A 25,892-nucleotide genomic window follows, 5' to 3' on the forward strand; every position below is an offset into this window, starting at 1 on the left:
TTTTCAGTTCATTCGCTACCGCTTATTAAAACTTCATGCTCATACGAACCCAGTAATTTCTTCCGATATTGTTAAACTGCTCTTCGCTCGCAAATCCAAAGCCAGCACTACCCGCTTTATTTAAGTGTTCGGTATAAGTCTTATCTAATACGTTATCAATGCCAACAGAGACATCGATATCTTTACGAAGGTTGTAACTACCGTTTAGAGAAAGAGTCGAGAAACCTTTACTTGGTTTTAAGTCATATCCTACGATATTACCTTGATGTAGACTCACACGGTTTTGCTCAGCCACAGCTCGCCACAAAAGACCTAAATTATATTTTTCAGCCACATAGCGAATATTTAAACGACCTTCTAAAGGGGAAATTTGAGGTAGCGGTTTGTCATCTGTGGTGTTTTTACCCCATGCATACATCGCACTCAAATCTGCCTGAATATGGTCGGTAAATTGATATCCAATACCCGCTTCCGCACCTGCAATGGTTGCATCGACATTCTTGGCACCCGCAGTAATATCATGGCTCATGTCATGCCCATCCATTCCCATACTTGGATGATGGTGGTAACTCATTAAAATGTAGTCATCCACCACACCAGCATAAGCAGAAGCCCATGTATTTAAAGCACCATGTTGTTGCTGGAAACCCAGATCCAACTGTAATGTTTTCTCAGGATTCACACCGTTAAAAGTATTGGTTGAGCCCGCATTACCATGTTTAGGCGAGAAAAGTTCCCAATAATCAGGCATACGCTCTACATAACCTAAACCAATATAGCTTTTTAGGTCATGCTCAGGATGTTGATTTTCCCAACGCACAAATGCACTCGGTAAAGTCTTTTCAAGTTTAGTATTAAAGCCTTTTGCTTGAGAATCAGCGCGCTCATCTTCAACTGTGACTCGATCTAAACGTGCACCTGTAACCAGTTTGTTGAAATCGTTCCATTCATAGCCCAGTTCGCCAAAAGCACCATATGATTGAAAACGCATATCTTGACGATATGGAATATTCATAGAAGGCATTGTTGGGGATGACATGCTACCGCCATGTTTATTAAACTGAGAGTCAACGCCTGTGATCAAACTCCATTTGTTCCATTCAGAAGTCATTGCCAAACGTGAGTTTAATGTACGGCGTGTCACTTGCATTGCCATTGGATTCGGCATCAGCATGGTCATACCACCATGATTCATTTCAACTAATGGCGGTGTGCGCAAACTAAAGTTATCCATAATATGGTCGTTATAGCTATAGTTCACCTGCCCTTCAATTTTCTTAATGACGTCAGTGATATTTTTCTTTTCAAACCGCAGACCTAAGCTTTCTCGCGCAAATTGAGATCCATCCATTGAACGTCCAGCATAAAGCGATTCACCATCAGATTTTCCACCAGTGAGTTCGACCCACGTGTTTTCATCTGGAGTAAAGCCAAGTGCTACATCAGCATTCCACTTTTTCCATGCTGACGGCACGGTATTTCCATCACCATCTTGATAACTATTCGACTCTGAACGATTGGCATTTAAACGGATATATTTTTTCTCATCGCCCACTGCAGCTTCAATATTATGGTCAATACGCCCATATGAACCTAGCAAGACACTTGCTTGCCCACGATAAGGTTTTTCAGAGGTAAGTTTCTCAGGCTGACGTTCAAAAAGGACTGTTGCAGCAGAACCTGTATTGGCATATTGAACAGTTTGCGGACCCTTAATCACAGAAATACGATCATAACTTTCTGGTGAAATATAAGAGGTCGGTGCATCCATACGGTTTGGGCATGCACCTAAGTTCTCAGTTCCATCTGTCAAAATTTTGATGCGTGACCCAAACATACCTCGGAATGTCACATCACCATTGGTTCCACCGCTTTGTATTGAGTTAAAACCCATAATACTTTGTAGATAGTCTGCCCCATCTGTAGCAGGCACTGGCTGAATTGGCTGTTTCGGGTCTGCATGTACAATCAAGCCATTTGCATCGTTGCCTTGTTGTGCTGTAACAACAATAGGTGCTAATGAGTGAAGCGTTTGGGTATCGGCATCATTTTTTTCTGAATCAGCAAAAACTAGACCCGAATGAGAGACAGCAAGCATCGCAACCCATAAAGGTTGTAGTAAAAATTTAGAATGTGGCATTTTTATACGCTCTAAAACATAAATAAAGTGATATCGAAGCCAGTTAAGACCCCAACAAAAAATTGCTTTTATTTATGCAAATAGAGGTGGTGCACGCCCTTGCGGGAGTAGAAAAAGTCGCTGTAGTGCAAAGTAGACATGTCTAAATGCTTGTTGATAAGCGACTAAGCGGACTTGTATGCGGACTAAAACTTCTTTTACGCCAAATTCAGGTGGCAAAACCAGATTGGCATAGACGGTACAATATTGACACTGGTGATTTGCATCATGATGATCATGTTGCCCAGAGGCTTGTGCCTGTTCAATATGATGTTCATGATGTGAATGCATGGCATGTGACATGGTTTCCATCTGTGCTTTAGGTTTAAGCAAAGCGAGGGTAATAGTTTCACAGACCGGAGCAATTTGATACTGCTTCGGTAATAGCGGCTGTAGAAATACCGCGACCTGTAAAAATACTGCTGCACATGCAAGCAGTAAACCACTACGAAAAACCAAAAATCACATCCACACTACATTAATGTTTCAAGAATAGAAATTTTTAACGTTTTACTGCAACTTTTTCACGCTCACGTTGACGAACAACTTTTTCGACTTTTTCTCGAGCACGCTGACGTTTAAGTGGCGACAAATAATCCACAAACAATTTGCCATTTAAGTGATCCATTTCATGTTGGATACAAACAGCGAGAAGTCCATCAGCTTCTAACTCAAATGCTTGACCTTCAAGGTTAATTGCCTCAATTTTCACACGTGACGGGCGCTCAACTTTGTCGTATATTTGTGGCACCGATAGGCAGCCTTCTTCGTACTGCTGCTTATCTTCTGTCAGTGGAGTTATTTTGGGGTTAATGAAAACCATAGGGTCATCTTTAGATTCAGACAAATCTATGACGATAAGCTGAATATGACGATCGACCTGAGAAGCTGCTAAACCAATACCTGGTGCCGCATACATGGTTTCAAGCATATCTGCTGCAAGTTGACGAATTTCATCAGTAACTTCTTCAACAGGCTTAGCAATGGTACGAAGACGGGGATCAGGAAAACTTAAAATAGGTAATAAGGCCATACTGACGTCCTCACTTATGCCATTGATTGAAAAACCAAATGAAGGAAATACTTCATCGAAAAATTGTGTGTTAGCCGCCTATTATAACGCATCTGCACGCATAATTTTTAGGAATTATCATAATGAAAAAGGTTTTTGACGGCATGGTTCAATTTCATGCTTTGGGGATAAAAAAGCATTTACTTGCTTTGGCACTTTTTACAGGGGTTGCATTCGGTACGGTAGCAGAGACTTATGCTGCTAGTCCGAACCATAATCCACCCTCTCTTAGAAGTAATGCACCACATGTCTACATAGTAAAACGAGGAGATACGCTATGGGATATTTCCGGTCACTTTCTGAGTAAACCTTGGCGCTGGCCTGAAATTTGGGCAAATAATCAGCATGTCAAAAATCCACACTGGATTTACCCAGGTGATCGATTACTGCTGTGTAGTTTAGATGGCCGTCCATTGGTTGGAAAAGATGAGGGAGATGGCTGTGTCGGCATTATTCGCCGTTACACAGGCCAAATGACAAATTTACAACCTCAAGTTCGTATGGAGTCACTTAACAATAACGTACCTGTTATTCCTCTTGAGCATATCAAACAATGGTTAGAACACAGCACAATTTTGCCAGCCGACGCAATTGAACACACTCCTTATGTAGTCGGTACTGCTGATCAACGTGTACTGGCGGCAAAAGGTCAGACTATTTATGCGCGCGGACAAGGTTTAGTTAATGGTCAACGTTATGCAGTTTATCGTGAAGGCGAACCTTATTATTTCACAGACAGTAAAGGTAAAAAGCATAGTCTAGGTATTGAGCTGCAACAAGTTGCCTCAGGGATTGCGATCTCTTCTGAAAAAGACATTACCACGCTTGAGTTAACTGATAGCTACAATTCTGAAGTACGTCGTGGTGATCGGGTGATGCCAGAAGAAGAAGCAACATTACCTACTTTGTTTTATCCGGTGGATGCCACTCAGGTGACGGACGGCGGCAAAATTATTCGTGTAATGGGATCAATTGGTACTGCTGCCAAAAATAGTGTGGTCACTTTAGATCGCGGTACGGCACAAGGTATTCAAGTAGGACAAGTTTTTGATATTACGCAACAAGGTGAAACCATTCGAGATCCTAAAACCAAAGAACCAATACAGTTACCAGGACAACAAATTGGTAGTCTGATGGTCTTTAGAACTTTTGATCAGTTGAGTTATGCCTACGTATTAGAAAGCGATTTACCAGTTAAAGTTGGTTCAAGCATTCAGCCACCCCGCTTTAATGATTAATGCTGGATGTACCTTTTACAATGCTTACTCAACTTTCTTCACACCATTACCACACGCTTAAAGTGTGGTATTTGGTGCAACACTCTTTAGTCAGCTTTAAAAAAATTGTCGATTATTTTGGTAACTGTGAAAAGGCAGTCCAACCTGTTGGATTATCTCAATGGCGCAATCTTGGCTTACATGCTAATCATTTAAAACGTGTAGCTGAATTTCAAACCGCTCAGGGCCAAGCTCAGTTTGAAAAACTAATTGAGCAGATCCAGCTATATACCGACTTTATTTTAACGGCAGATGACTCAGGCTATCCCACTCAGTTATTACCTTATACAGATCACCCACCTATCATTTTTGGAAAAGGTCAGGCACAAGCCTTATTACAACCACAAATTGCGATTGTAGGTAGCCGAAAACCAAGCCCACATGGTCGTCAGGTTGCTTATGATTTTGCCTATTACTTAAGTGAAAAAGGTTTTTATGTGAGTAGTGGCTTGGCATATGGGATTGATGAAGCTGCTCACCAAGGAGCATCAGCACATCAACGTACAATTGCAGTAACAGGAACTGGTTTAGACAGTACCTACCCTGCTCAAAATAAAAAACTTGCAGAACATATTTTGGCTCAAAACGGCGCGATTATTACTGAGTTTTTGCCTGGGACACCTCCACTACAACAGCATTTCCCACGTAGAAACCGAATTGTCAGCGGTTTGAGTTTAGGTGTGTTAGTGGTAGAAGCTACCTTAAAAAGTGGTTCTCTCATCACTGCGAACAAAGCTGCCGAACAAGGTAAGACTGTATTTGCCATTCCTGGTCATATTTACAGTGAGTTTCATCAAGGTTGCCATCAACTTATTCGTGAGGGGGCAATTTTAGTCGATCATCCTGAACAAATTATTGAAGACCTTGCTTTACCCACACAGTGGCAAAGTCAGCAACAAAACTCCACCGAGCAGGCTGTAATTTCTAGTACCCCAGAAATTCCTGAGCATTTAATTAACCTTTATCAATCTTTAGACTGGGTCGGACAAAATATTGATCAGCTTGTCTTACATCACTCTCAGCCTGTTGCAGAACTCACCTCTTCACTGATGGAACTAGAACTACTTGGTTTATGTATGCAACAATCAGGATTGTATTTACGTTGTCGTTCTTAGTATTGGAGCGCACAATAGCAATTCTGTCTGATTGAAAGGAAGAGTATTACCATGATTACCACCTCAGTTACCGAAGCAGCCGAATGTTTACAACAAGGTCAAGTTTTGGCATATCCAACTGAGGCAGTTTGGGGGCTAGGTTGCGACCCTTTTAATAAGCAAGCTTTTCAAAAAATTCTTGAATTAAAGCAAAGGCCTATTGAAAAGGGTGTAATTTTATTAGCAGGTCATATTAGCCAAGTTGAACACCTGCTAACTTCTCTACCTCAAACAACCCAACAAGAAATTATTGATTGTTGGACTAATCATCAACCATCAGAAAGAGCAACAACTTGGCTATTACCTGCTGGCGAACATATTCCTTCATGGATTAAAGGTGAGCATCCTCTTGTCGCTGTTCGAGTCACTACACATCCTTTATGTGTGGCATTATGCAATGCTTTTCATGGCTTTATTGTCTCGACTAGTGCGAACCCAAGCGGGCAAGAACCTGCTCATTCATTACAGGATGCCTGCCAATACTTTGGTTCACAATTAAACTATCTGAATGGTGACTTAGGCCAGAGCCAACAGCCAAGTAGAATCATTAACGCTCTTACCAGAGAGATTATTCGCGCCTAATTTCAAACAAAAAAAAGCTCAGTTATATAGGGATAACTGAGCATAAAAAAGGATGGGTATATACCACATCCAGAGGGTTTGGATATCTGTGGAACGAAAGATAATTTACAAAGAAAATAGCGCCTTTCGTAGTGGCCGCTATTATGTGGTAAGAGGTTCAATGAGAGAAATATATTATTTCTCTAAAAAAAGCATGAAAAGTGTAGGGAATTTACGGTTTTTTGCCTATAAATTAAAATTATATTAATATTTTTACTCGGCTTTTTTAATATTTATATTACAACCTATTTTTATAAACTATTTATAAATCATATAGAAAAACTTTAACTAAGAAAAAATTGGCATATTTTTATGAGTTTTTTTCAAAATATGCCATAGTTTTTTTACTGACTTTAGTTTTGTTCTTGCATTAATTCGCTCTTTTTAGGACTCACCTTCTTCTGAGCCATAATGATACCAATTAAAATAACAATCCCACCTAACGTGTGATAAATAGTCCACTGCTCAGACAACCAGACACTTGCAATAACTGCTGTAAAGACAGGTACCAAGTTCATAAAAATACTTGTTCTATTAGGACCGAGTTGTTGAACAGCTAACATCCAAACTAACGGCGCAATGAGTGAAGCAAATACTCCTGCATAAATAGCACTTGGTGCATTTTGTACATTTAAAGCATCAAGTCCAAACCAGAGAATTAAAGGAATATGAAATATGACAGAAAACCCAATCTGAACATATAAGCTTGTCATAATTGGTAGAGGCAGCTGCCATTTTTTAAGGAATACTCCATAAAATGCATAGAAGAATACGGCAATAATCATCAATGCATCACCAAGGTGTCCGCCACCACTTAAAAGCTTATTAATATTTCCTTGGGACATGACATATAGCAAACCTGCGAAAGATAAAATACTGCCAAAAACTGCAAAGCGATTAGGCACATCTTTTAAAATGGCAAGCGAAACAAAGATCGTGAATATAGGAATAAATGCATTCACAATTCCCATATTGGTTGCACTGGTATAATGGGCAGCTGTATAAGCCAAGCCTTGATAAAGCACCATCCCAAATGCACTTAACACAGCAAGCTTAGGTAAATATGGTATTACTAGTCGTCTTTGTCTCCACACAGACATAAACATAAATGGAGTCAAAATAATAAAAGCGATTAACCACCGATAAAAACTAATACTTACCGGAGAGATATAATCCGAGACATAGCGGGTGACTACAATATTTAAAGACCAAATCAATACTGCCAAAATGGGAAAAATAAACGCCCATTTGTGATATTTCATGACCTGACTCATAGCAATACACCATCTACAAAAGAGATTTTATTTTGAAGAATGTCTTAATAAATTGAAATATCGTATTTCCGACATTGATATCGAACTTAAGACATTATCCTTTTTAGAATAATGTCCAAGCTTTCATGGCATGTTCTACAACTTTATGTAATTGATCAGTACTGGCACCGTCTCTTGCCTGAATGGTAAGGCCTTGAATGACAGTGGCATAAAAGTCTGTCATTTCTTGTAGAGGAGCATTAGATAGCAAATCACCCTGCTCAACACCTTGTTTGAGACGCTCCAATAATTTTTCTTTGGTTTTTATGCGCTTGTCTAATAGGTTCTGCTGCACATCTTGAGTTGCATCAGAACAATTCATGGCAGCAACCACCAACATACAACCAGCTGGTTTATTGGGTTGAACCAGTCGTTTTACGTTGTCATAAAGATATAACTCAAACGCAATTTTTGCAGTTTTTGCTTCTAAAAAGATGGTCTCAATAGGGCAGGCTTCATGAGCCAAATAGTAATCAATACTTTTATAAAACAGCCCTGCCTTATCACCAAAAGCACTATATAGGCTAGGTGCCGTAATTTCCAAAGCTTGTGTTAAATCACTAATAGACGTTGCTTCATAGCCATGCTCCCAAAAGAGCAACATTGCTTTTTGCAGAACCTCTTGCTCATCAAAGCATTTAGGACGTCCACGCTTTTTTTTCAGCGTATCTTCTGTAACAGCTAAATTCGTTTCATGCCTATTTGTCATAAAGATCACATCTATTTTTATAACAATCGTTATTAAATTAATTGACGTTCGATTTTTTATCAACTATTTTATTTTCATAATGATCGTTAGTTAATTAATAAATTGCCTTTCTTTACTCCAAATTTAGCCAAGTAAGGATTTCCTATGGACCAATCGTCTATCTCTAAAGCGCGACCCACGACCTCCACTCAAGGAAGCTGGTTTGCCATTTTGGCCGTTTCTATCGCAGCATTTGCCTTAGTTACAAGTGAATTTTTACCCGTTGGCGTTTTAAATAGTGTCGCAACAGATTTAAATATTTCTGTAGGTACAGCAGGCCTGATTATTACCGTACCCGGCATTATGGCAGCAATTGCAGCCCCTCTATTGCCTGTATCAGTAAAACAACTTGATCGGCGTTATGTGCTTATCTTGCTGACAGCTATTATGGTTATTGCCAATACCATTACCGCATTTGCTGAAAACTTCCATGTTCTATTGTTAAGTCGCTTAATTTTAGGTATTTCAATTGGTGGTTTCTGGGCGACCGCCATTGCTCTAAGTGGAAAATTAGCTCCCTCACACCTTCCTATTGCTAAAGCAACTGCGGTCGTGATGGCAGGTGTGACTTTTGCTACAGTTTTAGGTGTGCCTATTGGAACCTGGCTAAGTGAATTTTATGGCTGGCGTAGTGCTTTTGGAATTACAGCAGGCATTGGCTTAATTGTTTTAATCTTACAATTAATCTTTTTACCTAAACTTATTCCAGACTCGGCAATTCACCTGAAAGACTTACCAGCACTATTACGCACTCCTAAAGCACGTAGTGGCATGTTGATTGTTTTATTGATCGGACTCGCTCACTTTTGTGCCTATAGCTATTTAGCACCTTTCTTTAAAAATGTTGCTGGTTTTAATGGGACAACCATTAGTTCATTATTATTGCTCTATGGAATTGCTGGTATTTTCGGAAATGCTTTTGCCGGATATAGTGGGAATCTAAATGTCCGTTATACATTAGCTTTTGTAGGTACATGCTTTGCAATCGTATTCTTTGGATTTCCTCTTTTTGCCGTTCATGAGTTTGGTGCTATTGTCTTAACCGCGTTATGGGGATTTGCATTTGGTGCCTTCCCTACCTCAGCGAATATTTGGATGTTTGTCCACGCACCACATGCAGTTGAAAAAGGCATGCCGCTTTTTGTAGGTATGTTTCAGGTGATGATTGCGACAGGTTCATTATTAGGTGGATATGTAGTTGATCATTTCAATGAAAATACTTTAATTTATGGTGTATTAAGCTTCGTTGCCCTAGCATTACTGAGTACATTTACCTTAGCGAAAGGTCTTAATAACCCTAAAGCTACTTGTGAAAACTAAAATATGAGTCAGAGCATATAGATGAACAATGAGGATCAGCAATTTTCATTATTAAACAGTATAGAAGTTCATGAATTTCTATACCAAAAAGAAGATATTGTTCGTCCTCATGCATCTCTTTGGGGAGATTTTAATTTCAGTTTAAATGGCATATTAGAAATGGAGATTGAAGAACAGCTATATCTTTCTCCTCCTAGCTATGGTCTTTGGATTCCACCTCAAACTGTTCATCAGTCAACCCATATCGACCATGAAATTCATTATATCTGTATTCGACTGCACCCTCGCCTATGCTCTATTTTAGGAAATAGCTGTCGATGCTTTAGTATTCAGCCTTTTTTTCGCACTTTAGTTTTACAAATTCTAGAGCAGCAAAAAAAAACCGAACAACCTGAATACTTAGAACATCTTTTACAAGTTTTATTCGATCAACTCAAACAAGCTCCTGCATATTCACATTATTTACCGCAAACGCGGCATCCTGTTTTATTGCCTATTTTAGAAAAACTTTCAGATCCTTTACTTTTTGATCAGTCTTTACAGCAGTTACTACAAAACTTTTCGGTCAGTGATCGCCACTTATTACGTTTGAGTCAACAAGAGCTTCAGCTTTCGTTGTCCGAATGGAGAAATCGGGCCAAAATTGTTTATGCCATTCATCAGATTCGCCAAGGGACGTCTATCAAGCGTTTAGCATACGATTTAGGTTATCAACATAGCTCAAGTTTTATTGAATTTTTTAAACGTTACACTGGGCAAACACCTATCCAAATCAGAAATAACTAGAATTCAGCTTATCTTTAAAAACTTTTTCTTTTTTGAACACGAATATTATTGCACTACCCCTCAATAGCAGTTAAAACAAATGCGTTACTTGATATCAATTACAATCTTTAGGAAAGACTCATGACACAATCTGTATATCACATTCCAGTAAAAGCTATTTCAGGCGAAACGGTTGACCTCGAACAATACAAAGGTAAAGTTCTACTTATCGTAAATACCGCTTCTAAATGTGGTTTAACTCCACAATACGAAGGCTTAGAAAAACTTTACCAAGCAAAAAAAGACCAAGGTCTTGAAATTTTAGGTTTCCCAGCAAATAACTTTAAAGAGCAAGAACCAGGTTCTGATGAAGAAATTCAGCAATTTTGTTCATTAAATTATGATGTTCATTTCCCTTTATTTTCTAAGGTTTCTGTAGTCGGCGAAGATAAGCACCCACTTTACCAAACTTTGACAGCAGCTCAACCAGAACGTACTGGTGAAGGTCCTTTCCGTGAGCGTTTAGAAGGCTTAGGTATTCCAACCAACCCTGCTCCAGAAGTTTTATGGAACTTCGAAAAGTTTTTAATTAATAAAAATGGTGAAGTCGTGGCTCGCTTTGCTCCGAACCTAACAGCAGACGATGAACAAATCGTTAAAGCAGTTGAAGCAGAGTTAGCAAAATAATATTTTAAAATGTGAGAAAGGGCGTTTTATACGCTCTTTTTTATGCTCTCCTCAAAGTGTTGTTCGTTTGCAAAAATACAATCTTTCTTCATATTTTATGCCTATAGTATCTATTTGCTTTATTTGATGTTGTTTGTAGTTATGAAAAAAGTTTTACAGGGCGCATTTCTTCCTTTTGTAATTTTTGCCTCAGGCATGCTTTTACTCGGGTGCGATCAGGCACAAGACCATGCTACCGAACAAGAAAAGACTGAAATAACTGAACAGGCATCTGACCAGAACATTGAACAACAAGCGGCAGAAATTGCACCCAACAAAGCCGAACTTAAAAGTGGCAATATTTTTTATATGGTCCGCGATGCTGCTAATTTACAGCTTAAAGCTGGTGACTATGTTGAACAGCTTAAAGATACTCAGCTTGATGTTGAACAAGCCATCCAAGATAAGAATCAGAATGAACTAAAAACTACTGTCACTACCTTAAAACAGCAACTAGAAGGTTTAAATCAAGCACTTTTGACTTTAGATATTAAAAGTCAGGAAATTGAGAATATTCGCCAAAGTTTATTACATGCCAACCAACAAGCTCTTAGCATGCCATTACTCAATGGGAAATTAGATCAAATCAATTTTGACCAAATTGAAAAACAGCTTAATACCATTCAAATGGATATGGTGAAGCTTGCTGCCATGATTATGGCAGGAGATGAAAAGTCAGATTCAAAAACTGAATCTTAAAAAAACAACTTATAAAAAAAGCCACCTTACGGTGGCTTTTTCAATCTCAAACCGGCAATTATAGTGCGCGGTTTTTGATTTTACGGATAGTTTCAAGCTGTGCAGCTGTTTCTGCCAAGGCAGCCAACGCAGCAGCTGAGTCCAAATCACTCTTTTGGTTTGCAAGCAATTGTTCAGCATTTTTACGTGCTTCTAAAATTGCCGCTTCATCCAAGTTGTCTGCACGGATTGCAGTATCTGCAAGAACCGTTACAACATGAGGTTGAACTTCTAAAACACCGCCAGATACATAGACGATTTCTTCTGTACCATTTTCCAACTGAACACGAATCGGGCCCGGTTGAAGCAAGGTTACAAGTGGAGCATGTCCTGGCAAAATACCAAGCTCACCACCAGCACCTTTCGCGATTAACATCGTTACTGCGCCAGAGTAAATAGACTCTTTAACACTTACGACATCACATTGCATAGTCGCCATGAGATGATCTCCTTAAATTAGAGTTTCTCAGCTTTAGCAATCACTTCGTCAATACCACCAACCATATAGAACGCTTGTTCTGGGATGTGATCGTATTCACCAGCTAATAGACCTTTAAAGCCACGAATCGTTTCTTTAAGTGGTACTAATTTACCAGGAGCACCAGTAAACACTTCAGCTACGTGGAATGGTTGAGAGAAGAAACGTTGGATTTTACGCGCACGGTAAACAACCAATTTATCTTCTTCAGCTAATTCATCCATACCCAAGATTGCGATGATGTCTTTAAGCTCTTTATAACGTTGCAATACGTTTTGTACTGCACGCGCAATTTCATAGTGCTCTTGACCAACAACTAATGGGTCTAACTGACGTGAAGTTGAGTCAAGTGGATCGATCGCTGGATAGATACCAGAAGATGCGATGTCACGGCTCAATACTACTGTTGCATCTAAGTGAGCAAATGTAGTTGCAGGAGATGGATCTGTTAAGTCATCGGCAGGTACATATACCGCTTGGATCGATGTGATCGAACCAGATTTAGTAGATGTAATACGCTCTTGAAGAACACCCATTTCTTCTGCAAGTGTAGGTTGGTAACCTACCGCAGATGGCATACGACCTAACAATGCTGATACTTCAGTACCTGCAAGTGTATAACGGTAGATGTTGTCGACGAATAATAATACGTCACGACCTTTACCATTTTCGTCTTTTTGATCACGGAAGTATTCAGCCATAGTCAAACCAGTTAACGCTACGCGTAAACGGTTACCTGGTGGCTCGTTCATCTGACCGTAGACCATTGCTACTTTGTCAAGAACGTTAGAATCTTTCATTTCGTGATAGAAGTCGTTACCTTCACGAGTACGCTCACCAACACCAGCAAACACAGATAAACCTGAGTGAGCTTTCGCGATGTTGTTGATCAACTCCATCATGTTAACGGTTTTACCAACACCAGCACCACCGAATAGACCAACTTTACCACCTTTTGCGAACGGGCAAAGTAAGTCAATTACTTTAATACCAGTTTCTAAAAGATCAGTAGAAGCTGCTTGTTCAGCATAAGAAGGGGCTTGACGGTGAATCGGCAAACGCTCTTCAGTCGCTACAGGACCTGCTTCATCAATTGGGCGACCCAAAACGTCCATGATACGACCAAGCGTAGCTGGACCTACTGGAACAGAAATCGGTGCATTTGTGCTAGTTACATTAAGGCCACGTTTAAGACCTTCTGTAGAACCCATTGCGATGGTACGAACAACACCATCGCCAAGCTGTTGCTGAACTTCTAATGTAGTTTCAGTACCGTCAACTTGGAGAGCGTCATAGATCTTAGGAACGCTATTGCGCTCAAACTCGACGTCGATAACCGCGCCGATGATCTGAATGATACGACCGCTACTCATTGCTGTCTCCTCAATTCAAACTTAATAATGTTAAACGGCAGCGGCACCGCCAACGATCTCGGAAATTTCCTGAGTAATCGCGGCTTGACGCAGCTTGTTGTAAATGAGTTGTAGGTCTTTAATCAATTGTCCTGCGTTGTCTGTCGCTGCTTTCATCGCGACCATACGAGCTGACTGCTCACATGCAACGTTTTCAATCACACCTTGATAAACCATAGACTCGATATAGCGAACCAACAAACCATTTAACAATTCTTCTGCTTCTGGTTCGTAGATATAGTCCCAACCATAAGTACGGTTGAGATCATCGCCTTCTTCTGCTGGTGCTAAAGGAACAAGTTGTTCTACTTTAGGCTGCTGAGTCATTGCATTAACGAAGCCATTTGATACGAGATAGATACGATCTAATTCGCCTTTATCAAATGCATCAAGCATAACTTGGACTGAGCCAGTTAACTGTTCCAAACTCGGCGCATCGCCAAGTTGGGTAGTTGCACCGAGCACTTTACCGCCGTAATTCTTAAAAAACGAAACCGCTTTTTGACCAATTAAAGCAAATTCAACTTCAATTGACTGCTGTTGTTGTGCTTTGACATGCTGCACAACTTTCTTGAACAAGTTAATGTTCAAGCCACCTGCCAAACCACGATCTGAAGACACTACGATATAGCCAACACGCTTAACTGGGCGGTCAACCATATAACGGTGTTTGTATTCAGGGTTTGCTTGTACCAAGTGAGCAATTACACGGCGCATATTATCGGCATACGGACGGCCCTGAGCCATGCGCTCTTGCGCACGACGCATTTTAGAAGCAGCTACCATTTGCATCGCGCGAGTAATCTTTTGCGTGCTCTTGATACTAGCTACTTTGGCGCGAATTTCTTTTAAATTTGCCATACGCTTAACCTAGTATTCGAAAGCTCTTTCGAGCTTCCGAAGGTTGATCCGTGAACCAAACTTAACTAAAACTAAACTTAGTAAGTTTGAGTCGCTTTAAAGCTTTCAATACCTGCTTTGATTGCTGCTTCGATGTCTTTGTTGTAATCACCAGTTTCATCGATTTGTTTCATCAACGGAGCATATTCTGAGCGGAAGTAAGAAATTAACGCAGCATCAAAGTCTACGATTTTCTTAACTTCTACGTCAGCCATGTAGCCTTCGTTAGATGCATAAACAGAAACAGCTTGGTCAGCAATTGAGTAAGGAGCATATTGTTTTTGCTTCATTAACTCAGTTACACGTTGACCATGTTCAAGTTGCTTACGAGTTGCTTCGTCAAGGTCAGAAGCGAACTGAGCAAACGCAGCCAATTCACGGTATTGTGCTAAAGCAGTACGGATACCACCAGACAATTTTTTGATGATCTTAGTTTGAGCAGAACCACCAACACGAGATACAGAGATACCCGCGTTCACAGCAGGACGAATACCTGCGTTGAATAATGATGTTTCTAAGAAGATCTGACCGTCAGTAATCGAAATTACGTTCGTTGGTACGAATGCAGATACGTCACCTGCTTGAGTTTCAATAATTGGCAATGCAGTTAAAGAACCAGTTTGACCAGTTACTGCGCCATTAGTGAATTTCTCAACGTAGTCAGCAGATACACGAGAAGCACGTTCAAGAAGACGTGAGTGAAGATAGAATACGTCACCCGGATACGCTTCACGACCTGGTGGACGACGTAAAAGTAATGAAATTTGACGGTAAGCAACAGCTTGCTTAGACAAATCATCATAAATAATAAGAGCGTCTTCACCGCGGTCACGGAAGTATTCACCCATTGTACAGCCAGAGTACGGAGCTAAGTACTGCATTGCAGCAGGATCAGCAGCCGCAGCAGCGACAACAGTTGTATACGCCATAGCGCCAGTTTCTTCTAGCTTACGTACAACGTTTGCAATTGTTGATTGTTTTTGACCAATCGCAACGTATACACACTTAATGCCAGAGTTTTTCTGAGCGATAATCGCATCGATCGCCATCGCTGTTTTACCAGTTTGACGGTCACCGATGATCAACTCACGTTGGCCACGGCCAACAGGAATCATTGTATCAACTGATTTATAACCAGTTTGAACAGGCTCATCTACAGATTGACGCCAAATTACGCCTGGTGCTACTTTTTCAACAGCATCAGTTAATTTCGCATCAATTGGGCCTTTACCATCAATTGGGTTACCCAAAGCATCGACAACACGGCCAAGAAGTTCAGGACCAACTGGAACTTCTAATACACGACCTGTACAACGAGCTTTTTGACCTTCTTGAAGGCTTAGGTAGTTACCTAAAACAACGGCACCCACTGAATCCTGTTCTAGGTTCAGTGCCATACCAAATAAGCCGCCGTCGAATTCGATCATTTCACCGTACATTGCATCAGCAAGACCGTGAATGCGCACGATACCGTCGGATACCATAACAATGGTACCTTCGTTTTTAGCGGTCGCGCTGGTGTCCAGATCTCCGATACGCTGTTTAATGAGCGCACTGATCTCGGATGGATTCAGTTGTTGCATTGCGCTATTCCTCAATCTTTTATTAGTTCAGTCTTCATCATTTGCATTATGCAAGAAGACGAGTACGCATTTTTTCAAGCTTGTTAAGCGCAGAATCATCTATCACTTGATCGCCTGCACGAATTACAACACCTGCAATAAGCTCAGGTTTAACTTCAACTGAAACAGTTACTGTACTGTTAAAACGCTTTTCTAAAGCAGATTTCAACAGTTGCTCTTGTTCAGCAGTTAACGGGAAAGCCGATTCAATCACGACATCCACATTGTTGTTATTCTGTGATTTAAGCTGTTCATATTCTGCTTCAATTTCAGGTAACAGCATTAAACGATCGTTATCTGCAAGAAGTGTCAAAAAGTTAGACACTGCTTGAGATTGATCTTCACCTAAAACTTTAGCAAAAAGCTTCACTTGCTCCGCAGGAGTAAGTTCAGGGCGATTTAAATAAGCGGAAAATGCTTCGTCTTGCACCGCAGCACTGAGCACTTGTAACGCATTCGACCAATTGTCTGTTGCACCTTGCTCAGAAGCATAAGCAAATGCTGCTTTGGCATACGGACGTGCCAACGTCAAGAGTTCAGCCATAATTCGCCTCGCTTAAAGTTTAGCAGCCAGCTGAGACAGCATGGCGTTATGAGCTTCTGCATCAACTTGCTGGTTCAGGATTTTTTCTGCACCAGTTACTGCCAAAGCAGCTACTTGTTGACGTAATTCTTCGCGAGCAGAATTGATTTCTTGATCAACAGCTTCTTTAGCCTGTTGACGAATACGCTCACCTTCAGCCGCAGCTTGAGTACGAGCTTCTTCGATCAATTGCGCTGCACGACGGTTCGCTTGTTCGATCAATTGAGCCGCTTGTGCTTTAGCTGCATCAAGTTCTTGCTTAACTTGCGCTTGTGCATCGGCAAGGTCAGCTTTCGCTTTTTCTGCTGCATTTAAGCCATCAGCGATTTTACGCTGACGCTCACTAATCGCATTGATTAGTGGTGGCCAAACAAACTTCATGCAGAATGCAACAAAGAATGCAAACGCAATCGCTTGACCAATCAATGTGAGGTTGATATTCATTGCAATTCCTCAAATAGTGGATTTAGGAATTAAGATGATTAACCTACAAATGGATTAGCGAAGATGAAGAACAAGCCAATACCAACACCGATCATAGGCACAGCATCAAGAAGACCCGCGATTAAGAACATACGAGTTTGAAGTTGTGGAGCCAATTCTGGTTGACGAGCAACAGCTTCTAAAAAGCGACCACCCAAAAGACCAAAACCAATCGCAGTACCCAAAGCACCGAAAGCGATCAAGATAGCAGATGCAATTGCAACTAGACCTAAAGTGAGTTCCATGAAAAATTCCTCAGAGGTTAGGTTATTACCAAATTAAATTAAAAAAATTCAGCCCAACCATCATTTGATAGTTAGGCAATACCATTAATGTTTTTCGCTTGCCATGCTCAAGTAAACGATGGTAAGCATCATAAAGATGAATGCCTGCAACGTGATTACAAGAATGTGGAAGATCGCCCAAGGCACAGACAACGCCCATTGAATCCAGAACGGCAATAAAGCAATTAGGATAAAGATCAACTCACCGGCATACATGTTACCGAATAGTCGGAGAGCTAATGAAATCGGACGAGCAAGGAATGTTACCAATTCCAAAATCAAGTTCACTGGAATAAGCAACGCTTTTGCAACTGGATTACTTGGGTTAAATGGGTTAAGTGCCAACTCGCCAACGAAACCACCAACACCCTTTTCGCGGATGCTGTAGAACAAGATAAGTACAAATACAGATAAAGACATACCTAAAGTAATGTTTGGATCTGTAGATGGAACGATCTTGAAGTAAACGTGGTGAGGGTCCATACCAAATACGTTTGCACCTACAAACGCTGCAACTTGAGGAATCCAGTCAACTGGGATCAAGTCCATTAAGTTCATGAGGAAAATCCACACGAAAATAGTGAGTGCGAGCGGAGCGATTAAACGTGATTTGCCATGAAAAGTATCACGGACACTTGAGTCAACAAACTCAATGATCATTTCGATTGCTGACTGGAATTTAGTTGGAACACCTGCATTTGCAGCTTTCGCAACGATCCAGAACATCAAACAGAAAATCACACCAAGGCCAATTGACCAACCCATTGAATCCAAGTGAATTGCAGTGAACCCCATCGAATGAGCTTCTTCAGCAGTCTCAGCCAATTTCCATGTACCGTCTGGCATTTTGCCATAGGTCATATTGGTCAAGTGATGCTTGATATACTCTGTCGAAGTGAGGGCATGTTCTTCAGCAGCCATAAATCACACCTGGTCAATGTCAATTACTAAAAAGAAGGGAAACGAACATCGGCGTACTGTCGATATCTCGCCACCCTCCAAAAAATCTTCAATTCTTCTTGTTTCTACACCCGTTTTTGTAGACGTGACACCCAAAACGGAGCGACCCACGACATTGCCTGAACGAGAATAAAACCAAACAGCAATGCTAACGGTGATAAAGGTTTAACATTGCTCAAAATCAAAATAAATCCAACGATCATGATTGCAAATTTGCCTAACATGCCCCTATACATGTTAGACAGCACTTGTTTTGATGCTCGTGCACCTGCTGTTCTGAAGGATTGCCACGAAAAATAACCCGTAGCAAGCCAGCAGACCAACGCACCAAGTGCCGCACTTAATGCTGCTGTCATGTCTTTTATGCTCCACGCCACAAGTGCGGAAACAGGGATCATACATGCTTGTAAGAAGACCAAAGCTTTTGCTAATCGTCGGTCAATCAAGCGACTAGTTTGGCTCATTATTTATCCACTCACAGCATAAATGCTTGACAAGTTTAGCTGATGATCGCTTTTAATCGCAGGCATTATAGAGTTACACCCCTGAACATGCAATCTTTTCCCGACTTTAGTCGGGGTTTTTCATGACAGGTGGTGCTGACGCTACAGTCAGCCTTTGTTTACTTTTTATCTTACTTTTGCGTACTTAATACACATTTATCTGTTTTTATAGCCAGTTTCTTCCATGCAGTGACGAAATCATCCTCATTATTCATGCTCTCGTCTACTGGTTGAAAAGTAATGTTACCTAATTTTTGATATTGACTCTTAGTGGTAAAACTCTCTGCCAACAAACACATCTGATTTTTTGGTCGACTATCATTAAGATACTTAATTTGAGCTGCTGTTGGTGCAACGTGAGGATCATCTGTTAAAGCACCAGCGAACTTTAAGTTTAGTGAGCGTTCTAAATATTGATAAGCATCATGATATGCCCAATACGGTTTGCCATTACTTGAACTATCGTAAGCTTGTGCTGCCTGGAACATTTTACGAGCGAACACATTGGCGTTATTCCAATACTTTGCCTTATTTTCAGGGTGTTGCTGAGAGCGCAAAGCAGCAATAAAGAAACCAATTCGAACTGCATTGTTGGGCTCTAACCACACATGTGTATCTACCGTATTAGGTAAAGCTGCACCGCGTGTACTTCGCTGAGGTAAAACAGAAACAATCCCACTATCTAATAGTGCAATCGCCTTCTTATTATTACCTAATAATTTATTTAAGGGCGCTTCATGCGCTTTACCCAACCAAATCACCAAAGACGCATCATTAATTGCTTTACGATGCGCTGGAGTTAATTGTACGTCATGCCCCGTTTGTCCCTTTAATAAGAGTTGTGGTTCTTCAACCCCTTGAGTGACTTCTTTTGCAATCAGATAAATCGGGTGTGTAGAAACCACCAAACCCTGACTCCACCCTAACGTACTCAAAAGTGAGAACATACTGAAAACAAAAAAACGGAACATGACAGACCATCAATTTAAATTAGCTCGAAGCATGTTATAATATAACAAAGTTACAAAAATACCTAAGATTAATCGAATGAAGCATCGCTTCATGCTAATATTCCGTTAAAAATTCGAGGTTATCCCTATGAGTTCCTGCTCGCATGAACATCATGATTCTTTGCATGGTGTGCATGATCACCATAATGTCGCAAGTCGTTTAGCTGAAGCAGAAAGTTTATGTTCTGCGACTGGCGCACGCCTTACACCTTTGCGCAAAGAAGTTCTGGAACTCATCTTAAATGCCTCGGGTCCAATGGGTGCTTATGACTTATTGGCACGTATAAAAAGTCAAACTGATCGCCCTGCTGCGCCTCCAACTGTATATAGAACTTTAGATTTTTTATTAGAAAAAGGCCTCATTCACCGCCTAACTTCTATTAATGCGTATATTCCTTGCTGCCACCCGCGTGAAGGCCATCAAGCAGCATTCCTGATTTGTACCGAATGCCATATGGTTAAAGAGGCTTCTTCTCAAGGCCTCACGCACCAGCTTGACCAGCTTGCAGCTTCAGATGACTTCGTGGCTCAACACAGCATTATTGAAATTTCGGGGAAATGCCAACAGTGCCGCACAACTCCTTAAATCCTGTATTAATTCAGCTTGAGCAGGTTTCTGTTCGTCGTGATGATCGGAATATATTAAAAAAAGTTGATTTTGCCCTACATCAAAATGAGATTGTGTCTTTAATTGGACCCAATGGTGCAGGCAAATCAACACTAATTAAAGTTCTACTCGGTATTCTTCAACCAAGTAGCGGGCGTGTTATTAATCATAAAAAACTTAAAATGGCTTATGTGCCACAAAAGTTTAATCCTTCACACAGCCTTCCTTTACGTGTTCAGGACCTTCTTGATTTAGAAAAATGCAGCCCTGCCCTGCGTCAGGAAATTATTCAAGACACAGGTATTTCAAAGTTACAACAATCAAAAGTACAACAACTTTCAGGTGGAGAACGCCAAAGAGTACTATTGGCTCGTGCACTGCTTCGTCAGCCAGATATTTTAGTTCTTGATGAACCCATGCAAGGCCTAGATATTCAGTCAGAAGCAGAACTTTATGATTATGTTCGTAGCCTACCAGAACGATATGGTTGCGCGATCTTAATTGTTTCTCATGACTTACAATGGGTGATGCAAGGAACACACCGTGTGGTGTGTTTAAATAAACATATTTGCTGTAGCGGGCTGCCCGAAAATATCCAACAACATCCTGAATATCAGGCAATATTTGGAACTCAAAGGGTTTTCTATCAACATCATCATGACCATTGTGCTCACGGTGATGCTGCACACCCCTGCCCTCATAATGACCGTCCTCATATTCACCCAGAACCGGAAGCTTAAGCCATGATGGAATGGTTACAATTATTGTTACCCGCATGGATTATGGGATCTCTGCTAGTATTTTTAACTGCACCTCTGGGTTGTTTAATGCTTTGGAGACGCATGTCTTTTTTTGCTGACACGATGGCGCACGGAACACTACTTGGGGTTGCTATTGCGGGAGCTTTAAGTCTTCCATTATGGCTTGGTGTTGCAGGTACAGCGGTTTTACTGGTAGGCGTTTTATGGGCTTTACATGACAACCGTTTACCCAATGATGCTCTGCTAGCCTTATGTTCAGCAACATTACTCTGTAGTGGCCTGTTGTTTATTCAACATGTTCCAAGTTTAAGACCCGAGCTTTTAAGTTATTTGTTTGGCGATTTACTTAGTATTGATTGGCCAGATCTTCCTGTTTTCACTTTAATTATTGCAATATCACTCGCAATTCTTTACCGCTTTTGGCAGCCACAAATACAGTTTGCAATTGATCCGGATATCGCAATTAGTGAAGGGGTGAATGCAAACTGGCAACGCCTTATTTTTATGCTGTTATTAGCTTTATTTACAGTTTTAGCTTTGCGTGCTGTAGGTTCTTTGCTAATGGGTGCATTACTAGTAATACCAGCTTTAAGCGCTCGTCTATTGGCAAATTCACCAAAGCAAATGGTTATTTGGGCATTCGTGTTAGCCCAGCTTGGTGTTAGTGTCGGCTTATGGTCAAGTGCAGCACTTAATATCTCTACAGGTCTTAGTATTGTTTTATGTATGGCATTAAGTTTTGCCGTTATTTTTATAACTCAAAAACTAAAAAATCAGACACAGGCGTCCTAAACTAGGCCGCCTGATGAACTGTGCTCAATAATAAAGCCGCACAGCTAAACATCACAGCAAAGCCCCGATTTAAATATTTTTGCTGTCTAGGGGATCGAAGTAATCTTAAAACCTTGGATGCCAGCCCCGTATATCCAGCCATTACAATCAAATCGATCGTAATCATAGTGGCCGCCATAATTAGGTACTGTATCCATTGAGGCTTACTTAAATCTAAGAACTGCGGTAAAACCGCCAATAAAAATACGATCGCTTTAGGATTGCTAATATTAACCACAAAACCATTTAATAGCAGAGCTAAAGCAGACTTATCTCTTTTTTCTTGTTGAATTTCTATATCTTTTACAGGTGCTGTCCACTGCAAATAGGCCAAATACAATAAATAAGCTACGCCAAACCACTTAACGGCCTGAAAAGCTAAAGGAGTTGTGGCAAATAAGACCCCAACACCTGCTGCCACCACCATAATTTGAAGCACCAAGGCAACTTGCAAACCGATTGCATTCCAATAACCATGTCTAAATCCATAGTTTAGACCACTCGACATTGAGGCAATAGCTCCCGCACCCGGAGAGATACTAATGACCCAACAGGCCAACATATAGGCAAACCAAACTTGCAAAGACATAGTAAAAATAGACAATAAAAGTGGAATTATACTGTTTTATAAAACTATATTGATGAGAATTCAAACAATAAAATCAAGAAATAGACTACTAACCGCTCTTCGCATCAGGCACAATAATTAAAGCTCATACTAAATTATAATTGAGGAGATACCTTCCAATGACTGCTCAATCTGTCATTTTGCCGTTGCCATCAGATCATGCCCGATTTATTGTTCTTCGTTTAAAAGACTTATCAATTGATGAATTAAAAGAACAACTCGAAGCGTTGTTTGAAACACGCGACCGTCTCATTACTCAGCATTCAGACGCGCAAATTAAAACAGCAGTCGCTTTTGGTCCAGAACTTTGGAAGCAACTTTACAGTCAATCTCCTGCTGGCTTTAAACAACTTGAACCAGAAAACGGCGCATTCAACATGCCAGCCGTTCCCGCTGATGTCCTCATCCATATTGCTAGTATGCGTTCTGATATTTGTTTTGCATTAAGCCAAGCATTTTTTGAAGGTATTAAAGATAAAGTTGAAGTTCTTGATGAGCGTGTTTGCTTCCGTTATTTCGATGGTCGCGATATTACTGGCTTTATAGATGGTACTGAAAACCCTCAATTTCCAGATGACCGCGCGGAAACAGCCCTACTCCCAGAAAGTGCTGGAGTATTTGCAGATGGTAGTTTCATATTTGCACAGCGCTATGCACACGACTTAGAAAAATGGAAAAAACTAAAAGTTGATGCTCAAGAAAATGTCATGGGTCGTACTAAGCTTGAGTCAATTGAACTTGATGATGACGTTAAACCAGAAAATGCCCATGTTGCCCGTACTGTCGTTGAAGATGAGGAAGGCGAAGAAATGGAAATCTTACGTCATAGCCTTCCTTATGGTGATGGTCGAGGCGATCAGGGCTTATTTTTCATTGCTTACACAAAAGATCTCAGCATTATTGATGCCATGTTAAAGCGTATGTTCGGCACAAGTGGAGATGGTATTCATGATCGTTTATTGCATTTCGTTACACCACTAGACGGCGCATATTACTTTGCACCTAGTGAAGAATTGCTAGAAGAAGTTTTAGAAGGTTAAATAAAAAGAGGAGCTTAAGCTCCTCTTTTTATGTTCTCAACCTTAGAAAGGAATACGTTTATATTTGCGGTATTCAGGTTTCCAGAATGATTGATCAATTTTTTGCTGTAGTAAGTCATCACTAATCGTTACAGCCACGCCATCTGCCATAGCAGCTTTGGCAACTTCAAACGCAATAACCTTAGAAACTTGCTGAATTTCCCCTAAAGGTGGTAATAAATCAGCTTGCGGATCTTTTAGTAGAGGTGAGCAATTCGCTAAAGCACTACTTGAAGCCATTAACATATTTTCAGTAACGCGTTTAGCACCCGATGCTACCACACCCAGCCCAATGCCCGGGAAAATGTACGAGTTATTACACTGAGAAATATTATAAAGCTTGCCGTGATGATTCACAGGAGCAAACGGGCTACCTGTTGCAATTAACGCTCTACCTTCAGTCCACTCTACAATATCTGCTGGCACAGCTTCAACACGTGAAGTTGGGTTAGACAATGGCATAACAATTGGGCGCTCACAATTCGCCGCCATGGTCTTAATAATCTCTTCGGTGAACAGACCCGGTTGACCAGAAACGCCAATTAATACTGTAGGCTTAGCATTTTTAACAACATCAAGGAGTGAAATCACTTCTTCAATATTGCCCCATTGATCAACCACCTCAGCTTTTTGCGCCAATTTGCGTTGGAAGTCCAATAAGTTTGGCTGATTTTCGGTAATCAAGCCAAAACGATCAACCATATAAACGCGTGCACGTGCTTCAGAATCAGTCAGACCTTCAGCAACCATTTGCGCAACAATTTGCTCTGCAATACCGCATCCCGCAGAGCCCGCGCCTAAGAAAGCAATTGTTTGATCTTTTAATTGCTTGCCTGCTGCACGACTTGCAGCAATCAAACTACCTACAGATACCGCTGCTGTTCCTTGAATATCATCGTTAAAACAACAAATCTTATCGCGATATTTTTCTAAAAGTGGCATCGCATTTTTTTGTGCAAAATCTTCAAACTGAATTAATGCTTTTGGCCAACGACGCTTTACAGCTTCAATCACCATATCGACAAATGCATAATATTCATCACCACTAATACGTGGCTGACGCCAACCCATATAGATCGGATCATTTAACAGTTGTGGATTGTTCGTCCCTACATCAATTGTGATTGGTAATGTATAAGCTGGACTAATCCCACCACAAGCGGTGTAAAGCGAAAGTTTTCCAATAGGAATTCCCATTCCGCCAATACCTTGGTCACCAAGACCTAGGATACGTTCACCATCAGTAATCACGATCACTTTTACATTATTTTTATTTACGTTCTGCAAAATATCATCAATCACATCACGATCTGGATATGAAATAAAAACACCACGATGACGACGATAGATATCGGAGAAACGCTGACATGCTTCACCCACTGTTGGGGTATAAATAATCGGCATCATTTCTTCAAGATGATTTTCGATTAGATGATAGAACAAGGTTTCGTTGGTATCTTGGATATTACGCAAATAGATATGTCGATTGATATCATCAGTAAAAGCGCAATATTGCTGATAAGAGCGCTGGCTCTGCTCTTCAATAGTTTCAATAATATGGGGGAGTAAACCGTGTAAGTTAAAGTTACTTCTTTCTTCTTCAGTGAAAGCCGAACCTTTATTTAAGAGTGGTAACTCTAAAAGTGTAAAACCTGCATATGGAATATAAAGGGGATGTTTACTTGGGTGTCCTGATATCATTGCCTATCTCATTTTCCAGCTTAGAGTAGAGAAAAACACGTTTTGTATGGTCTCTAAAACTCTTTGTGCGTATAAGCTTAAGCCTAATTCGATCAAAATAGATATTTTAAACCGTGATGTTAAAATTAAACACTATT

Annotated in this window: 28 protein-coding genes; 11 read left to right on the plus strand and 17 right to left on the minus strand. The window is 40.6% G+C overall.

Annotated features, from left to right (window positions below):
• Positions 1-25 precede the first annotated feature (25 nt).
• From AAC388_RS17345 to def, 3 genes are all read right to left on the minus strand, one after another.
• Positions 26-2,140 carry a TonB-dependent copper receptor gene (locus AAC388_RS17345; protein ID WP_342370984.1) on the minus strand — a complete coding sequence of 705 codons (2,115 nt, stop codon included), beginning with the start codon at positions 2,138-2,140 and terminating at the stop codon, positions 26-28.
• Positions 2,141-2,212: 72 nt separating this feature from the next.
• Positions 2,213-2,638, minus strand: a complete 426-nt coding sequence (locus AAC388_RS17350) for a DUF2946 family protein (protein ID WP_002114087.1) — start codon at positions 2,636-2,638, stop codon at positions 2,213-2,215.
• A 43-nt stretch (positions 2,639-2,681) separates the two neighbouring features.
• On the minus strand, positions 2,682-3,212 hold the full coding sequence (gene def / locus AAC388_RS17355; protein ID WP_002114101.1) for a peptide deformylase: 531 nt from the start codon (positions 3,210-3,212) through the stop codon (positions 2,682-2,684).
• A 122-nt stretch (positions 3,213-3,334) separates the two neighbouring features.
• Here def and AAC388_RS17360 point away from each other — a divergent pair, with 122 nt between their 5' ends.
• Genes AAC388_RS17360 through AAC388_RS17370 form a run of 3 tightly spaced genes read left to right on the plus strand, consistent with a single transcriptional unit; the run spans position 3,335 to position 6,264 of the window.
• A complete protein-coding gene (locus AAC388_RS17360) occupies positions 3,335-4,489 on the plus strand; it encodes a LysM peptidoglycan-binding domain-containing protein (protein WP_342370985.1) in 1,155 nt (384 codons plus the stop codon).
• A gap of 20 nt (positions 4,490-4,509) precedes the next feature.
• Positions 4,510-5,643, plus strand: coding sequence for a DNA-processing protein DprA (gene dprA / locus AAC388_RS17365; RefSeq protein ID WP_342370986.1), 1,134 nt, complete (start codon positions 4,510-4,512; stop codon positions 5,641-5,643).
• A gap of 51 nt (positions 5,644-5,694) precedes the next feature.
• Complete coding sequence (locus AAC388_RS17370; protein ID WP_086398782.1) at positions 5,695-6,264, plus strand: Sua5/YciO/YrdC/YwlC family protein; 570 nt, start codon at positions 5,695-5,697, stop codon at positions 6,262-6,264.
• A 392-nt stretch (positions 6,265-6,656) separates the two neighbouring features.
• On the opposite strand, the gene AAC388_RS17375 is transcribed toward AAC388_RS17370, so the two are convergent.
• Both AAC388_RS17375 and AAC388_RS17380 read right to left on the minus strand, forming a co-directional pair.
• On the minus strand, positions 6,657-7,577 hold the full coding sequence (locus tag AAC388_RS17375) for a DMT family transporter (RefSeq protein ID WP_079380978.1): 921 nt from the start codon (positions 7,575-7,577) through the stop codon (positions 6,657-6,659).
• A gap of 103 nt (positions 7,578-7,680) precedes the next feature.
• Positions 7,681-8,334, minus strand: coding sequence for a TetR/AcrR family transcriptional regulator (locus tag AAC388_RS17380; RefSeq protein WP_079380979.1), 654 nt, complete (start codon positions 8,332-8,334; stop codon positions 7,681-7,683).
• A 135-nt stretch (positions 8,335-8,469) separates the two neighbouring features.
• Here AAC388_RS17380 and AAC388_RS17385 point away from each other — a divergent pair, with 135 nt between their 5' ends.
• The 4 genes from AAC388_RS17385 to AAC388_RS17400 all read left to right on the plus strand — a co-directional run bounded on the left by AAC388_RS17385 (position 8,470) and on the right by AAC388_RS17400 (position 11,874).
• On the plus strand, positions 8,470-9,684 hold the full coding sequence (locus tag AAC388_RS17385) for an MFS transporter (RefSeq protein ID WP_320539511.1): 1,215 nt from the start codon (positions 8,470-8,472) through the stop codon (positions 9,682-9,684).
• A 21-nt stretch (positions 9,685-9,705) separates the two neighbouring features.
• Positions 9,706-10,470 carry a helix-turn-helix transcriptional regulator gene (locus AAC388_RS17390; RefSeq protein WP_017387374.1) on the plus strand — a complete coding sequence of 255 codons (765 nt, stop codon included), beginning with the start codon at positions 9,706-9,708 and terminating at the stop codon, positions 10,468-10,470.
• A gap of 120 nt (positions 10,471-10,590) precedes the next feature.
• Positions 10,591-11,136, plus strand: coding sequence for a glutathione peroxidase (locus AAC388_RS17395; RefSeq protein WP_005072014.1), 546 nt, complete (start codon positions 10,591-10,593; stop codon positions 11,134-11,136).
• Between the two features lie 141 nt (positions 11,137-11,277).
• Positions 11,278-11,874: a hypothetical protein gene (locus AAC388_RS17400; protein WP_078221356.1), complete on the plus strand. Its 597-nt coding sequence runs from the start codon at positions 11,278-11,280 to the stop codon at positions 11,872-11,874.
• 58 nt (positions 11,875-11,932) lie between these two features.
• Here AAC388_RS17400 and AAC388_RS17405 read toward each other — a convergent pair whose 3' ends face one another.
• From AAC388_RS17405 to AAC388_RS17450, 10 genes are all read right to left on the minus strand, one after another.
• Positions 11,933-12,352, minus strand: a complete 420-nt coding sequence (locus AAC388_RS17405; RefSeq protein WP_002114076.1) for a F0F1 ATP synthase subunit epsilon — start codon at positions 12,350-12,352, stop codon at positions 11,933-11,935.
• Positions 12,353-12,369: 17 nt separating this feature from the next.
• Positions 12,370-13,764, minus strand: coding sequence for a F0F1 ATP synthase subunit beta (atpD, locus tag AAC388_RS17410; protein WP_002114045.1), 1,395 nt, complete (start codon positions 13,762-13,764; stop codon positions 12,370-12,372).
• Between the two features lie 30 nt (positions 13,765-13,794).
• Entirely contained in the window at positions 13,795-14,664 is an 870-nt protein-coding gene (gene atpG / locus AAC388_RS17415) for a F0F1 ATP synthase subunit gamma (RefSeq protein WP_002114131.1), read from the minus strand.
• A gap of 77 nt (positions 14,665-14,741) precedes the next feature.
• Entirely contained in the window at positions 14,742-16,286 is a 1,545-nt protein-coding gene (gene atpA, locus AAC388_RS17420) for a F0F1 ATP synthase subunit alpha (RefSeq protein WP_002114049.1), read from the minus strand.
• A 46-nt stretch (positions 16,287-16,332) separates the two neighbouring features.
• Complete coding sequence (locus AAC388_RS17425) at positions 16,333-16,869, minus strand: F0F1 ATP synthase subunit delta (protein WP_002114070.1); 537 nt, start codon at positions 16,867-16,869, stop codon at positions 16,333-16,335.
• 12 nt (positions 16,870-16,881) lie between these two features.
• On the minus strand, positions 16,882-17,352 hold the full coding sequence (locus AAC388_RS17430) for a F0F1 ATP synthase subunit B (protein WP_001024691.1): 471 nt from the start codon (positions 17,350-17,352) through the stop codon (positions 16,882-16,884).
• A 38-nt stretch (positions 17,353-17,390) separates the two neighbouring features.
• Positions 17,391-17,636 carry a F0F1 ATP synthase subunit C gene (gene atpE, locus AAC388_RS17435; protein WP_000424060.1) on the minus strand — a complete coding sequence of 82 codons (246 nt, stop codon included), beginning with the start codon at positions 17,634-17,636 and terminating at the stop codon, positions 17,391-17,393.
• A gap of 84 nt (positions 17,637-17,720) precedes the next feature.
• On the minus strand, positions 17,721-18,596 hold the full coding sequence (atpB, locus tag AAC388_RS17440) for a F0F1 ATP synthase subunit A (RefSeq protein ID WP_002114072.1): 876 nt from the start codon (positions 18,594-18,596) through the stop codon (positions 17,721-17,723).
• Between the two features lie 104 nt (positions 18,597-18,700).
• On the minus strand, positions 18,701-19,099 hold the full coding sequence (locus tag AAC388_RS17445) for an ATP synthase subunit I (RefSeq protein WP_005072004.1): 399 nt from the start codon (positions 19,097-19,099) through the stop codon (positions 18,701-18,703).
• A gap of 170 nt (positions 19,100-19,269) precedes the next feature.
• The gene (locus AAC388_RS17450) at positions 19,270-20,109 is read right to left on the minus strand and encodes a zinc ABC transporter substrate-binding protein (RefSeq protein WP_002114115.1); all 840 of its coding nucleotides are present in this window, start codon (positions 20,107-20,109) and stop codon (positions 19,270-19,272) included.
• A 127-nt stretch (positions 20,110-20,236) separates the two neighbouring features.
• On the opposite strand from AAC388_RS17450, the gene AAC388_RS17455 reads away from it, so the two are divergent.
• The 3 genes from AAC388_RS17455 to znuB are packed head-to-tail and all read left to right on the plus strand — an operon-like array spanning position 20,237 to position 22,308.
• Positions 20,237-20,734: a transcriptional repressor gene (locus tag AAC388_RS17455; protein WP_002114130.1), complete on the plus strand. Its 498-nt coding sequence runs from the start codon at positions 20,237-20,239 to the stop codon at positions 20,732-20,734.
• Positions 20,707-21,495 (plus strand): zinc ABC transporter ATP-binding protein ZnuC, encoded by a 789-nt coding sequence (gene znuC / locus AAC388_RS17460; protein ID WP_320539514.1) that lies wholly within the window; start codon positions 20,707-20,709, stop codon positions 21,493-21,495. The genes AAC388_RS17455 and znuC overlap by 28 nt, the downstream gene beginning before the upstream one ends.
• Positions 21,496-21,498: 3 nt before the next feature.
• Positions 21,499-22,308 carry a zinc ABC transporter permease subunit ZnuB gene (znuB, locus tag AAC388_RS17465; protein ID WP_017401863.1) on the plus strand — a complete coding sequence of 270 codons (810 nt, stop codon included), beginning with the start codon at positions 21,499-21,501 and terminating at the stop codon, positions 22,306-22,308.
• A gap of 1 nt (position 22,309) precedes the next feature.
• Here the strand turns inward: znuB and AAC388_RS17470 are convergent, their stop codons facing one another.
• Complete coding sequence (locus AAC388_RS17470; protein ID WP_002114069.1) at positions 22,310-22,936, minus strand: LysE family transporter; 627 nt, start codon at positions 22,934-22,936, stop codon at positions 22,310-22,312.
• Positions 22,937-23,094: 158 nt separating this feature from the next.
• On the opposite strand from AAC388_RS17470, the gene AAC388_RS17475 reads away from it, so the two are divergent.
• Positions 23,095-24,015 (plus strand): Dyp-type peroxidase, encoded by a 921-nt coding sequence (locus tag AAC388_RS17475; RefSeq protein ID WP_039766224.1) that lies wholly within the window; start codon positions 23,095-23,097, stop codon positions 24,013-24,015.
• Positions 24,016-24,057: 42 nt separating this feature from the next.
• Here AAC388_RS17475 and AAC388_RS17480 read toward each other — a convergent pair whose 3' ends face one another.
• Positions 24,058-25,755, minus strand: a complete 1,698-nt coding sequence (locus AAC388_RS17480) for an NAD-dependent malic enzyme (protein ID WP_002114135.1) — start codon at positions 25,753-25,755, stop codon at positions 24,058-24,060.
• Positions 25,756-25,892: the final 137 nt, after the last annotated feature.

This window comes from Acinetobacter sp. D009 (genome assembly GCF_038562025.1).
Classification (GTDB): domain Bacteria; phylum Pseudomonadota; class Gammaproteobacteria; order Pseudomonadales; family Moraxellaceae; genus Acinetobacter; species Acinetobacter pittii.